Source organism: Mycobacterium sp. SMC-16, assembly GCF_046250085.1.
GTDB lineage: Bacteria > Actinomycetota > Actinomycetes > Mycobacteriales > Mycobacteriaceae > Mycobacterium > Mycobacterium phocaicum.
Window position 1 is genome coordinate 4343702 of record NZ_CP176427.1, and the last position, 12612, is coordinate 4356313.

13 protein-coding genes are annotated in these 12612 nt (G+C 68.2%); 10 read left to right on the forward strand and 3 right to left on the reverse strand.

The features are described from left to right. From ACJEIK_RS21010 to ACJEIK_RS21020, 3 genes are all read left to right on the forward strand, one after another. Positions 1 to 531 carry a hypothetical protein gene (locus tag ACJEIK_RS21010; protein WP_409430227.1) on the forward strand — a complete coding sequence of 177 codons (531 nt, stop codon included), beginning with the start codon at positions 1 to 3 and terminating at the stop codon, positions 529 to 531. Next, the gene (locus ACJEIK_RS21015) at positions 528 to 2036 is read left to right on the forward strand and encodes a phospho-sugar mutase (RefSeq protein ID WP_409430228.1); all 1509 of its coding nucleotides are present in this window, start codon (positions 528 to 530) and stop codon (positions 2034 to 2036) included. The genes ACJEIK_RS21010 and ACJEIK_RS21015 overlap by 4 nt, the downstream gene beginning before the upstream one ends. 83 nt (positions 2037 to 2119) lie before the next feature. After that, on the forward strand, positions 2120 to 2656 hold the full coding sequence (locus ACJEIK_RS21020; protein ID WP_267323779.1) for a hypothetical protein: 537 nt from the start codon (positions 2120 to 2122) through the stop codon (positions 2654 to 2656). Here the strand turns inward: ACJEIK_RS21020 and upp are convergent. Beyond that, positions 2653 to 3276, reverse strand: a complete 624-nt coding sequence (gene upp, locus ACJEIK_RS21025; protein WP_064858277.1) for a uracil phosphoribosyltransferase — start codon at positions 3274 to 3276, stop codon at positions 2653 to 2655. The two genes, ACJEIK_RS21020 and upp, sit on opposite strands and share 4 nt — an antisense overlap. 50 nt (positions 3277 to 3326) lie before the next feature. Between upp and ACJEIK_RS21030 the strand changes: the two genes are divergently transcribed. From ACJEIK_RS21030 to ACJEIK_RS21060, 7 genes are all read left to right on the forward strand, one after another. Continuing rightward, positions 3327 to 3632, forward strand: coding sequence for a type VII secretion target (locus tag ACJEIK_RS21030; protein WP_267323780.1), 306 nt, complete (start codon positions 3327 to 3329; stop codon positions 3630 to 3632). Beyond that, on the forward strand, positions 3629 to 4705 hold the full coding sequence (locus tag ACJEIK_RS21035; protein WP_064858278.1) for a C40 family peptidase: 1077 nt from the start codon (positions 3629 to 3631) through the stop codon (positions 4703 to 4705). The genes ACJEIK_RS21030 and ACJEIK_RS21035 overlap by 4 nt, the downstream gene beginning before the upstream one ends. After that, on the forward strand, positions 4702 to 4914 hold the full coding sequence (locus ACJEIK_RS21040; RefSeq protein ID WP_064858267.1) for a hypothetical protein: 213 nt from the start codon (positions 4702 to 4704) through the stop codon (positions 4912 to 4914). Before ACJEIK_RS21035 ends, ACJEIK_RS21040 begins: the two co-directional genes overlap by 4 nt. 10 nt (positions 4915 to 4924) lie before the next feature. Then, positions 4925 to 6208 (forward strand): hypothetical protein, encoded by a 1284-nt coding sequence (locus tag ACJEIK_RS21045; RefSeq protein ID WP_064858268.1) that lies wholly within the window; start codon positions 4925 to 4927, stop codon positions 6206 to 6208. Positions 6209 to 6253: 45 nt separating this feature from the next. Next, on the forward strand, positions 6254 to 7093 hold the full coding sequence (locus ACJEIK_RS21050) for an alpha/beta fold hydrolase (protein ID WP_133427767.1): 840 nt from the start codon (positions 6254 to 6256) through the stop codon (positions 7091 to 7093). A 182-nt stretch (positions 7094 to 7275) separates the two neighbouring features. After that, positions 7276 to 7725 (forward strand): MmpS family transport accessory protein, encoded by a 450-nt coding sequence (locus ACJEIK_RS21055; RefSeq protein ID WP_237163026.1) that lies wholly within the window; start codon positions 7276 to 7278, stop codon positions 7723 to 7725. Beyond that, complete coding sequence (locus ACJEIK_RS21060; protein ID WP_133427766.1) at positions 7722 to 10679, forward strand: RND family transporter; 2958 nt, start codon at positions 7722 to 7724, stop codon at positions 10677 to 10679. The genes ACJEIK_RS21055 and ACJEIK_RS21060 overlap by 4 nt, the downstream gene beginning before the upstream one ends. On the opposite strand, the gene ACJEIK_RS21065 is transcribed toward ACJEIK_RS21060, so the two are convergent. After that, positions 10658 to 11743 carry an adenosine deaminase gene (locus ACJEIK_RS21065; RefSeq protein ID WP_133427765.1) on the reverse strand — a complete coding sequence of 362 codons (1086 nt, stop codon included), beginning with the start codon at positions 11741 to 11743 and terminating at the stop codon, positions 10658 to 10660. The two genes, ACJEIK_RS21060 and ACJEIK_RS21065, sit on opposite strands and share 22 nt — an antisense overlap. 28 nt (positions 11744 to 11771) lie before the next feature. Next, positions 11772 to 12593: a dienelactone hydrolase family protein gene (locus tag ACJEIK_RS21070; protein ID WP_061001975.1), complete on the reverse strand. Its 822-nt coding sequence runs from the start codon at positions 12591 to 12593 to the stop codon at positions 11772 to 11774. Positions 12594 to 12612: the final 19 nt, after the last annotated feature.

The following is a 12612-nucleotide window of genomic DNA, read 5'->3' on the forward strand; positions in this document are numbered from 1 at the left end:
ATGGGGAGTAAGACATCGGGGGCAGGGCAAGAAGTCCGGAAAGCTCGGAAGACACACACGCCTAAACCCCTTTATCGGGAAGCCAATACGCTCGCGCGCGGCTTCCACCATCCAGCTGGGGGTGATTTCCGGGATACGCGCAACACCAAGGCGGAAATCGCGAACGATCGAACCCGTGGTTCGATGCGGCCGGTCGTGCGTGGCCACCGAGTGGGCCGCGACTACACACCACTGTTCAAGTTCTTGCTGGCTGCCGTGGGTCGGCACTGGCGGGATGTTCATTCCGAGGCCACTGCGCGGCTCGACACCGACGAACCCTTGTACTGGATGGTGGCGGTCAACGAAGCCGACCGTGTCGAGGTCGTCCGCCTCGGCGACTGTTCGTTCTACAGCGGCCTCTTCGTCGACGACGAGGGACTGCTTCGCGTCACCAATCCCGATCTCACCGCGGCGGAAATGACGCCCACCTGCTCATGCTGCACTCATACCTTCAACGGGGTGCCCTTCGGCACGAGCACAATGGCCCCGTGACCACCACACCCCTGACCTTCGGCACCGCCGGCCTGCGCGGCCCCATGCGTGAGGGCCTCGACGCCATGAACGTCACGACCGTCAGCCGGGCGACGTGGGCCGTGGCGAAGGTGCTCAAGGACCGTTGCCTGGGCGGGTCGACGGTCATGGTCGGCCGGGACGCGCGGCACCACTCCGACGAATTCGCCACGGCGACGGCCGAAATCTTTGCCGCCGAAGGCTTTTCGGTCGTCCTCCTCCCCTACCCGGCGCCAACCCCGGTCGTGGCGTATGCGGTACGTCGGCTCAACGCCGTCGCCGGCGTGCAGATCACCGCGTCGCACAATCCCCCGGCCGACAATGGCTACAAGGTGTATTTCGACGGCGGCATCCAGATCGTCCCGCCCACCGACCGGGACATCGAGACAGCCATGCGGCAGGCGCCGACCGACATCGCCCGCCAGCCCGTCACACCCACCGACGAGACGCTCATCGAGCAGTACGCCCGGCAGGCCGGTTCGCTACGCCGGACCGAAGGCGATGTCCGGGTGGCGCTGACCCCCATGCACGGCGTCGGAGGCGCGCTGGCGGTCGACGTCCTGCACCGCGCCGGTATCACCGATATCCACACGGTCGCAACACAGTTCACCCCGGACCCCGACTTCCCCACCGTGGCGTTCCCCAACCCCGAGGAACCCGGCGCCACGGACCTGCTGCTGGCCCTCGCCGCCGAGACCGACGCCGAAGTCGCCATCGCCCTGGACCCCGACGCGGACCGCTGCGCCGTGGGCATCCCGACCGCACAAGGCTGGCGCCTGCTGTCCGGCAACGAAACCGGTTGGCTTCTGGGCGATTACCTGCTGTCGGGCCTGACTCCCGACGAAGCCCAGAAGACCGTCGTCGCCAGCTCGCTCGTCTCGTCGCAGTTGCTCGCCACGATCGCCGCCGACCACGGGGCCCACCACGTCGAAACCCTGACCGGTTTCAAATGGCTGGCGCGCGCCGACCAGGACATCCCCGGTGCCACGTTGCGGTATGCCTACGAGGAGGCCATCGGGCACTGCGTCGACCCCGATGCCGTGCGCGACAAGGACGGCATCAGCGCAGCCGTGGTGGTCTGCGATCTGGTTGTGGCACTGCGGAATCAAGGCCAGACGGTACAGGACCGGTTGGACGCACTGGCCGCGAAGTACGGCGTCCACCGCACCGGTGCGGTCTCGGTCCACACCGACGCCGACGCGGTGATGGCCCGGCTTCGTGCCGAACCGCCGGCTCAGATCGCCGGTATCGCCGTCGGCGTCGAAGACCTGGACCAGCTTCGCGGTCAACGCCGCACCGACGCCCTGATCTTCACCGGCGAGGGCTTGCGCGTCGCCGTGCGCCCGTCGGGCACCGAGCCAAAGGTCAAGTGCTATATCGAGGTCAGCAAGCCGCCGGCCGGGGACGTCGCAGCGAGCGGCGCTGCAGCCGAGTCCGAACTACGCGCGATCGAGGCCGCCGTCACCGGCCTGCTGGCTCCAACCTGACCGCGAACCATAGGGAAATCCCTTATATCCCGCGGGCTCCGCTGCACCCTAGCCTCGACTCATCGGAGGAAAGAGGTGTCGGCATGTTGGACAACGCACTCGTTCGACGCTGCGGTAGCGCTGCGACAGTCATGATCGGCGCAATCGGCACCGCGGGTATCGCCCTCGCACCACCGGCGGCCGCCGTCCACGCCGAGCAGTACATCTCGACGTACTGCCGGCCCGCCACCGTCCAGGACTGCCGGCAGCCGGCGGTGCTCCGATTGGATCTCCCGACCGACGACTGGGTACAGCCGTCCTTCACCAATGCCGCAGACGGCTGTTCCGATATCTCGGTGCGCTTCTCGGTCAGCCCCGCGGGGACCCCGGGCACCCTCAGCAGCAGCTACCGGCTCAGCCCGGGCCAGACCGCGGTGGGCCCGCACGCCCACATGTCGGCAGGCGCGATGCAGGTGAGCGTCTTCGCCACGGGTATCGAAGGCGGCTGCAACACCGGCGCTCTCATGGCATGGGGTGGCACCGTGTCGGTCGACTCAACCGGAAAGCCGAACCTGCCCGACGCCGGTCCGCGGCCGACCCCGACCCCGATACCGACCCCGACCGGCCCGGTCGTCCACTAGCGCGGACCGAACTGCCGATCCCCCGCATCGCCCAGGCCCGGCACGATGTAGGCGTCGTCGTTCAGCTCGGCGTCGATGGTGGCGGTGAACAACTTCAGCGACGGAACTGCCTTCTCCACCAACGCAATTCCCTCGGGCGCACACACCACGCACACCGCGGTGATGTCGTCGGCCCCGCGGTCGACCAGGAGTTGCAGGGTGTACGCCATCGACCCGCCGGTGGCCAGCATCGGGTCGAGCACCATCACCGGCCGGCCACTCAGGTCCGCCGGCAGCGACTCGAGGTACGGCGTCGGTTGGTGCGTCGACTCGTCACGCGCCATGCCGACGAAGCCGACCTGAGCCTCCGGGATCAGCGCATGCGCCTGATCGACCATGCCCAGACCGGCCCGCAGCACCGGGACCAACAGCGGCGGGTTCGCCAGGCACGAGCCGGTCGTCGCGGCCACCGGCGTCTGCACCGGCAGCTCCGCGCAGGCCAACGAGCGAGTGGCCTCGTAGACCAGCATCAGCGTCAGGTCGCGCAGCGCAGCCCGGAACCCGGCATTGTCGGTGCGCTCGTCGCGCAGGGTGGTGAGCCGCGCAGCGGCAAGCGGATGATCGACGACCCGGACGTCCATGCGCGCAAACATTAGTGGAACCGAACGAGCCCGACGGCCGTCTTATCCACATGACGCGAAACCTGACCGTGGCCCCGTCGGCCCTGCACACCCTGGCCGCGGACTACCGCGGCCACAGCACCGGACTCGCCGCGCACGCCGCGGATCTGGCCGCGATCGGCGGTCAGGTCGACGTGTTCGGACCGGTCGGCGCCGCCTTCGCGGCCGCCCTGACAGAGGCGACCCGCCACCAGGCCCAGCTGGCCCACCACCTCAGCGCGCGTCTCGACGCCGGTGCCACCACCGCCGTCGCCACCGCGAACACCTTCATCGTCACCGACCACAACGCCGGCGGCCGGATCGGAACCTGGTGGTGACGGGCTCGCTGACAGCCGCGCTGGCCGCGCCGATCCGGGAGGTGCGAGCGCTGGTCGATCCAACCGGCCCCGATCCGGCGGCAGCCCTGCGGGCGGTGCAGTCCGGGCTCGACGGTGTCGCTGCCGCTGCCGACGGTGCGTGGCAGCGGGCCCAGGGCGAGTGGACCGGCGCCGCGGCGGGCGGTGCCAGCCAGTTCGCGAACGCGGCCGTCACCGCGATCGTGGCGATGGCGATGACCGCCGGTCAGCTGAGCACGCACACCGAGCAAGCCGCGGCCGCCGTGGCAAGGGCACGCGAACGGCTCGACGCCATTCTGCGAGATTTCGAGACCCGGGCCGCCGAGCTCGAGGCCGCCCTCGAATCCCCCACGGACGCCGCCGCACTCATCGACGAAGCCAGCCGGGCGCTCGATGCGGCCATCACCGTCGTCGACGAGCTGCACACCGAACTCGCCGCTCAGGCCGAGCAGGTCACCGCAACCGTGCATGCCCCCGCGCCCCAGAGCCATGGATCACCTTGGGAGACAGGCGGATCGGGTTCTGGCACCGGCCCGGCCGGTCAGGGTGCGAACTGGGCCGGCGGGCTCGGCGCGCTCGCCACACCGGCGGCGCATACCGCCCAGGCCGCGCTCGGCGCACGAAATCACCGCCGGCCGCCCGATCCGGAGAAATTCGGCGCCGGTGAAGCGGTCACGCTGCCCGACGGCAGCACCGCCACGGCGCCGAACAAGGTCGCGGCCGACGCGGTCCGGCACGCGCTCACTCAACTCGGCGTGCCGTACGTGTGGGGCGGCACGACGCCCGGCGTCGGACTGGACTGCAGCGGCCTGACGCAGTGGGCCTATCGCGAAGCCGGGCTCGACCTGCCGCGGCTGGCGCAGGAGCAGGACGTCGGCGCCGCCGTCGACCGTGGCGCGCTGCGTCCGGGCGATCTGGCGGTCTGGGATGGCCACGTCGCGATGATCGTGGGGAACGGCCTCATGGTGGAGGCGGGCGATCCGGTTCAGCTGTCCCCGATCCGAACGACCAACCTGAATCAGGGTTTCCACGGCTTCTTCCGCCCGACGGCATGACCACTGCCGAATACGACGACGCGATGGCCCGTGCCCGGGCGGCGCTCGCGGTGCTCAAGCGCGCCGCCGCGGAACTGTCGACGCCGGGCCACGATTCCGGAGCCGACGGCGCCGTGCTCCAGCACCTGCGCGACGATCTGCTTCAACACGGCCCGCCCGCCACCCGACGACAAGATGCCCCCAGCGTGGCCCAACCCACACGTCGATAGGCTGTGCCGCATGGCTGCTGACATCGTGCCGGTTCGGCTCGGGTTGACCAATGGCGATCTGTACACCCTGTGGGCGCCGCTGTGGCGCGACTCCGACGACGAGTGGGAAGCGTTCCTGGGCCACGGGGACGACCTCTACGCCTTCGAATCCGTCGCGGACCTGGCCGCTTTCGTGCGGACCAACACCGACAACGACCTCGCCGACCACCCGAAGTGGAAGGCGCTCGGCGAGGCCAACGCGCACCGCCTGAACCCTGACCAGAGCCACCTGCATGACCTCGTCGGCGTGCCCGAGCTGGTCGCCGAGAAGCCCACCGAAGAATCCGTCACCGCGCTGCGGCGGACGCTCCAGGTGGTCGGTGCCCTCGGCTCGGTCTGCGACCTGATCGCCGTCGCCAAGTTCTTCAACGGCAACCCCGTGCTGTCGACGCTCGGCGGTGGCGCCGAGGCCTTCTCGGGCCGCGCCGGTCGTAAGCGCTGGGCCGATATCGAGGCCGCTGTCGGCCGCAGCTGGGACCACGTCCTCGATGCCATCGACGCCCTGGTGACCACCCCCGAGGTCGACGCCAAGGCCGCCGAGAAGGCCCAGGCCGAGCTCGACGAGCCCGCACCCGAGCCTGAAGAAGACGAACTCGACGAGGTCGACGAGACCGACGCCGACGACGTCGTCATCGAGGACGAAGTCGACACCGACTCCGAGGAGGCGGCGCTCACCGCGCAGGCCGAGCGGCAGCTGCTCGGCAGCGACGAGGACTTCTGGGAGCGCGTCGGCATCGATCCGATCCGCATCATGACCAAGGGCGGCACCCTCTACACGCTGCGCTGCTACTACAACGACCAGCCGCGGTTCCTCGGGCGCAACGGCCGCATCAGCGTGTTCGGCTCGGAGCGCACCCTGGCCCGCTATCTGGCCGACGAGCACGAGAGCGACCTGTCCAGCTTCGAGGCGTACAGCGACATCCGCACCGCGGCCACCGACGGCTCGCTGCAGATCCGCGTCACCGAGGACAACGTCTACGTGCTCAGCGGTCTGTCCGACGACATCGCCGACGGCCCCGAGGCCGTCGACCGCGAGCAGCTGGACCTGGCGGTCGAGTTCGTCCGCGACGTCTGCGACTACGCCGAGGACGGCACCGCCGACAAGTACCTGACCACCAGCCAGCCGCTGGGCAAGTTCGTCGGTCATGTGCTGGAGCCGGAGACCGTGGGCGCCCCGTCGAAGCCGTATGCCGAAGCTGTCGCCCAGTGGGAGACGCTGGAGCGCTTCGTCGAGTCGCGCCTGCGCCAGGAATGACGCGCGCTGCGATGAGTTAGGGCCGCTGGTCGGGTCTGCACTGACATGACCCAGACCAGCGCCCAGCCCGTCGTCCGAAACCTCGCCGTCCCCGGCGCCACGCTGCAGTACGAGGTGCGTGGCGACGGGCCGGTCCTCGCCGTCATCGGTTCGCCCATGACGGCGTCCGAGTTCGCCGCGGTGGCCGACGCCCTGGCCGTCGACCACACCGTCGTGACGTACGACCCGCGCGGGCTCGGCGCCAGCCCCATCGACGAACCCGCGCAGGACTCCACGCCCGAACTGCGGGCCGACGACGTCGCCGCGATCCTCGACGACCTGGGCGCCGGCCCGGCCCACGTGTTCGGCTCGAGCGGCGGCGCCGTCACCGGCCTCGCGCTGGCCGCCAGGTACCCCGGCTGGGTCCGGACGCTGGTCGCGCATGAGCCGCCGCTGCTCGAGTTGCTGCCCGCATCGGAAGCCGCCGAGCAGCGCGCCGCGACGCGGGACATCATCGCGACCTTCCACAGCGACGGCCCGGGCGCGGCCATGGCGAAGTTCATGGCCACGGCCGGCTTCGAGCAGTCCGAGGACGGGACGCCGGTGCAGCCGGGACCGCCACCCTCATCCGACGAGATGGCCGGGCAACTCGCCGACCTGTCCCGGTTCTTCAATCATGAATTGCTCTGCACCACAACGTATGTGCCGGACCTCGAGGCGTTGCGAGCAAGCCGGGTGATCGTGGGCATCGGCGCCGATTCCGAACCCCTCATCACCCACGGCACCTCGCTGGCACTGTGCCGCCTACTGGGCGTCGAGCCCGTCACCTTCCCCGGTGACCACGGCGGGTTCATGAGCGCGCCTGCCGAATTCGCCGACGCGCTGCGGGCCGTACTGGCCGACTGAACTCCCACGTCACCCGCGCTCACAGCCGACACACAACTTCACCGCGTTGCAAAATTAGTTAGCAAGGCGTAAGAATTTCCCAAGAATCCGCTGAGTGAGCGGAGCCGCCTGCCCAGGGCAGGCGAGGCAGCAGCTTGATCGTCGGGGATTCGATCAGCGCGCGTTGAGCGGAAGGTGGTCGGGTGCGGTCGGAGTCGAAAGGCCTGCTGAAAAAGGTCTGGATACCGCTTGTCCTGGTGGCCGTGCTGGCGGTGTCGGGCCTCGTGGTGTCCCGCCTGCACGCGAAGTTCGGGTCGGAGAACCTCAACGCCCATGCCGGCGCGGGCATCGAGATCGTCCAGTTCAATCCGAAGGTCCTCGTGTACGAGGTCTACGGCCCGCCCGGAAGCTCGGCCGAGATCAGCTATTTCGACCCCGACGCCAACGTGCACTCGGTGAGTGCCGCGCTGCCCTGGTCCGTCACCCTGTCCACCACGCTGCCGACCGTCAGCGCGAACCTGATGGCGCGCAGCGACAGTGAGCGCAGCAGCGACCACATCGGCTGCCGCGTCACCGTGAACGGCACCGTCCGCGAAGAGCAATCCGCCGACGGCGTCAACGCCCAGACCTACTGCCTGGTGAAGTCCGCATGACCGACACCGTTCAGACGCAACACAATCCGGCCCTCCCGAAGCGGGGCAAGTTCGCGCATGCGCTGCGCATCCTGTCGGTGCCGATCATCCTGTTCTGGATCGCGATGGCCGTCCTGGTGAACGTGATCGCGCCGCAGCTGGAAGTCGTGGGCGAGGAGCACGCCGCACCGATGGCACCCGAGGACGCACCATCGATGCACGCCATGAAGTTGATGGGCGCCAACTTCAAGGAGTTCGACTCCAACAGCACGATCATGATCGTCGTCGAGGGCAAGGAGCCGCTCGGCCCGGACGCCCACAAGTACTACGACGAGATCATCCGCAAGCTCCAGCAGGATCCCAAGCACATTCAGCACATCCAGGACTTCTGGGGCGACACGCTGACGGCTGCCGGCGCGCAGAGCGCCGACGGCAAGGCGTCGTACGTGATGATCAACCTCGCCGGTGAGCAGGGCATGACGCTGGCCAACGAGGGCGTCGAAGCCGCCCGTAAAGCGATCGAGGAAACCAAGGCCCCGCCCGGCGTGCAGGCCTATGTTGCAGGTCCCGCGGCGCTGACTCGAGACCAACACGTCGTCGGTAACGCCAGCCTCGGCATGATCACCCTCATCACCCTCGCCGCGATCGCCGGCATGCTGCTGGTGGTCTACCGCTCGATCCGAACCACGCTGATCCAGCTGTTCCTGACCTTTCTCGCCTTGCTCACCGCTCGCGGGGTGGTCTCGGTGCTGGCCTTACACGGCGCCTTCGGGCTGACCACTTTCGCGGGCAGCATCCTGACGATGCTGGCGATCGCCGCGGCCACCGACTACGGCATCTTCATCTTCGGCCGGTACCGCGAAGACCGTGGCATGGGCCTGGATCGCGACGACTCGTACTACGCGACGTTCACGTCCGTCGCACCCGTCATCGTGGGGTCCGGATTGACCATCGCCGGAGCGACGTACTGCTTGAGCTTCTGCCGCCTGCCGTACTTCACCACGATGGGTGCCCCCGTCGCGATCGGCATGATCGTGGTGGTGGCCATCTCGGTCACCCTCGGCCCGGCCGTCCTGTTCCTCGGCAGCAAGGTGGGACTGTACGAATCCAAGCGACCGCCGCAGAGCAGGTTCTGGCGCCGCGTCGGCACCGCCGTGGTGCGTTGGCCCGCACCGATTCTGGTGGCCAGCCTGTTCATCGTGCTGGTTGGCGTCGTCGCCATCCCGGGCTACAAGCCGGCCTACAACGACCGCTATTACCTGCCTGCCGATGCCCCGGTCAACATCGGCTTCGCCGCGGCCGACCGGCACTTCACGCAGGCCCGGATGAACCCCGACATCCTGATGGTCGAGTCCACCCACGACATGCGCAATCCCGCGGACATGTTGGTGATGAACAAGATCGCGAGCAACGTGATGCACACCGAGGGCATCGCGATGGTGCAGAGCATCACCCGGCCGCTGGGCATCCCCATCCAGCACAGCTCGATTCCATTCCAGACGAGTGTCTCGGGCCAGACCAGCAACATGAATCTGCCGTTCCAGCGCAAGCAGCTCGAAGACCAGCTGCGGATGGTCGACGCGACCAACGTGTCGATCGGCATCCTGGAGAAGCAGTACGCACTGTCGCTTGAGCAGACCAAGCTGACCCAAGACTCGGCCAAGAAGTCGGAAGCGCTCCTGCAGGTCACCGAGGAGATGCGCAACAACATCGCGAACTTCGACGACCAGTTCCGGCCGATGCGCAACTACTTCTACTGGGAACCGCACTGCTTCGACATCCCCATGTGTGCGGCGGTGCGGTCGGTGTTCGACGCGCTGGACGGTATCGACGAGCTGACCGACCGGACCGGCGACGTCCAGGTCAACACCGACAAACTGGCCGACCTGGCGCCGAAGCTGACGGCGCTGCTCCCCCAGACCATTGCGTCGATGAAGACCAGCCGGGACCTGTCGCTGGCGTCGTACAACTCGCAGAAGGCCCTCATCGACCAGATGCAGGCCATGAACGACACCGCACTGTCGATGGGTGCCGCGTTCGACGGCGCCAAGAACGACGACCTGTTCTACCTGCCGCCGGAGGCCTTCCAGAACCCCGATTTCCAGCGCGGATTGAAGATGTTCATGTCGCCGGACGGCAAGTCCGCCCGCATGTTCATCACGCACCAGAGTGACCCGGCAACGGTCGAGGGGATCAACCGTGTGGCGTCTGAGCGCAAGGCTGCGCAAGAGGCCTTGAAGATGTCGTCGCTATCGGACGCCAAGATCTACCTCGGCGGCGTCGCGGCCACCTACCGGGACATGGCAGACGGCGCCCGTTACGACCTGATGATCGCCGTCGTGTCTTCGCTGACGCTGATCTTCATGATCATGCTCATCCTGACGCGCAGCGCCGTAGCAGCGTTGACGATCGTCGGGACGGCCGGGAGCTCCATCGCCGCGTCGTTCGGCGTCTCGGTGCTGCTGTGGCAGGACTTGTTCGGCATCCAGGTGGAGTGGCTGGTCATGCTGATGTCGGTCATCATCCTGTTGGCCGTCGGCTCCGACTACAACCTGCTGCTGGTCTCCCGGTTCAAGGACGAGATCCACGAGGGCCTGAAGACCGGCATCATCCGGTCCATGGCCGGCACCGGCGGTGTCGTCACATCCGCTGGCCTTGTGTTCGCGGCCACGATGGCAGGCATGCTCTACAGCGATCTGGTCGTGCTCGCCCAGATGGGTTCGACCATCGCCATCGGTCTGCTGATCGACACCTTCATCGTGCGGTCACTGCTGATGCCGTCGATCGCGGTGCTGCTCGGCCGCTGGTTCTGGTGGCCGCAGGTGGTGCATCCGCGCGGCAGGTACAACACCGAGAGGTTCGTGCCGAAGGCGTTCCAGCAGCCGCGGCAGGAGCCGGTGTCCGCGGGCGCCGCCGGGAGGTCCGGCTTCGTCGACGACGCCCCGACAGACAGCTACCCGACCAGCACCGCGTAGCGCGGTTTGATGATGTCGTCGATGATCGCCAGCCGCTCGTCGAATGGGATGAAGGCCGATTTCATGGCGTTGATGGTGAACCGCTGCAGGTCGGTCCAGCCGTAGCCGAACTCGTTCACCAGGAGCGCCATCTCCTGCGTCATGGTGGTGTCGCTCATCAGCCGGTTGTCGGTGTTGACGGTGACGCGGAAGCGCAGCCGCGCCAGCTGGTCGAACGGGTGCTCGGAGATGCTGGCCGCGGCGCCGGTCTGCACATTGCTACTCGGGCACATCTCCAGCGGAATTCGCTTGTCCCGCACGATGTTCGCCACCCGGCCGAGCCGGAAGGTGCCGTCGGGCCCCTCCTCGATGTCGTCGACGATGCGCACGCCGTGACCCAGCCGGTCGGCGCCGCAGAAGGCGATGGCCTCGTGGATGGACGGCAGGCCGAAGGCCTCCCCGGCGTGGATCGTGAACCGGGCGTTGTTGCCCCGCATGTACTCGAAGGCGTCGAGGTGGCGGGTCGGAGGGTAGCCGGCCTCGGCGCCGGCGATGTCGAACCCGACGACGCCCCGGTCGCGGAACCGGATGGCCAACTCGGCGATCTCGCGGGACCGGGCGGCATGCCGCATGGCGGTGACGAGGCAGCGGACCGAGATCGCCTGCCCTGCCGCGGCCGCGGCCTTCTCTCCATCGGCGAACCCGGCCAGCACCGCGTCGACGACCTCGTCGAGCACCAGACCGCCGTCGATGTGCAGTTCGGGCGCGAACCGCACCTCGGCGTACACGACGTTGTCGGCCGCCAGATCCTCGACGCATTCGTACGCGACGCGGTACAGCGCGTCGGTCGTCTGCATGACGCCGACGGTGTGCGCGAAGGGCTCCAGATAGCGGACCAGCGATCCGCTGTGCGCCTGGGTGCGGAACCACTTCGCGAGTTCGTCGACGTCCATGGTGGGCAGGTCGCCGTAGCCGCTCTGGTCGGCCAACTCCACCACCGTGGCGGGCCGCAGGCCGCCGTCCAGGTGATCGTGCAACAGCGCTTTGGGTGCCTGCTTGATCTGATCCAGCGTCAGGGTGGTCATAAGTCCATCTTGCGCCGGATGGTGAGTTTTAGCCCGCCGGCTCGTCCGCCAGCAGCAGCCGTGTCCGGAACAGGTCGAGAACCTGATCCAGTGCGGCGCGGGTGGGTTGACCCGGCTCGTCGATCAGGTGCTCGGTGACCACCGAGTGCGGTGCGAGGCGCGCATCCGGATTGGCGTCGGCGTCCTCGAGTTCGACGGCGATGAAGGCGTCGCCCAGCTGCTCGCGCAGGAAGTCGAAACGCTCTGCCGGCACCAGCTTGTCGCTCTTGAACCGCATGCCGATGACGTTGAGCCCTGCGGCGCACCGGCCCTTGACGACCTCCAGGTCCGCCGGCGAGATGTCGATGTTGCGGCGCTGCTTGGCGGTCAGGCCCAACGGCAGCGACGGCTGCGACAGCACCGGGGCCAGGATGACGTCGTCGGTGGCCATCGCCAGGGCGTAGCCACCGGTGAAGCACATCCCGATCGCGCCGACGCCGGGTCCGCCGCAGCGCTCGTGTTCGGCGCGGGCCAGGGCCCGCAGCCAGTCGACCACCGGCGACGTCTTGCCGGTCGCGAGGATGGTGAATTCCTTGCTGATGCACGACGGCAGCGCCGACCCCATGGCCTTGAGTGCCGCCAGATTGCTGGCGTTGGGGTCCAGTCCGGGGATGCCGAACAGGTGCGGCAGGACGGCGGTACAACCCAGGTCGGCGACCTTGCGGGCGAAGTCGAGAACCTTGGGCGTGATGCCGGGGATCTCGGCGATCACGATGACGGCGGGACCGGTCCCGCGGCGGAACACGGTGCGGGTCGTGCCATCGTGGGTGAACTCGGTGCGCTCGAAGTCGCGGAGGTCATCGTCAGCCATGCGGACGACCCTAGTGGCG

Bases quoted from the DNA above. Each gene is read 5' to 3' on its own strand.
- upp (WP_064858277.1), bottom strand. From the start codon at position 3,276: ATGGACGTCCGGGTCGTCGATCATCCGCTTGCCGCTGCGCGGCTCACC.
- ACJEIK_RS21030 (WP_267323780.1), top strand. From the start codon at position 3,327: ATGACGCGAAACCTGACCGTGGCCCCGTCGGCCCTGCACACCCTGGCC.
- ACJEIK_RS21065 (WP_133427765.1), bottom strand. From the start codon at position 11,743: ATGACCACCCTGACGCTGGATCAGATCAAGCAGGCACCCAAAGCGCTG.
- ACJEIK_RS21060 (WP_133427766.1), top strand. From the start codon at position 7,722: ATGACCGACACCGTTCAGACGCAACACAATCCGGCCCTCCCGAAGCGG.
- ACJEIK_RS21045 (WP_064858268.1), top strand. From the start codon at position 4,925: ATGGCTGCTGACATCGTGCCGGTTCGGCTCGGGTTGACCAATGGCGAT.
- ACJEIK_RS21020 (WP_267323779.1), top strand. From the start codon at position 2,120: ATGTTGGACAACGCACTCGTTCGACGCTGCGGTAGCGCTGCGACAGTC.
- ACJEIK_RS21050 (WP_133427767.1), top strand. From the start codon at position 6,254: ATGACCCAGACCAGCGCCCAGCCCGTCGTCCGAAACCTCGCCGTCCCC.
- ACJEIK_RS21010 (WP_409430227.1), top strand. From the start codon at position 1: ATGGGGAGTAAGACATCGGGGGCAGGGCAAGAAGTCCGGAAAGCTCGG.
- ACJEIK_RS21040 (WP_064858267.1), top strand. From the start codon at position 4,702: ATGACCACTGCCGAATACGACGACGCGATGGCCCGTGCCCGGGCGGCG.
- ACJEIK_RS21070 (WP_061001975.1), bottom strand. From the start codon at position 12,593: ATGGCTGACGATGACCTCCGCGACTTCGAGCGCACCGAGTTCACCCAC.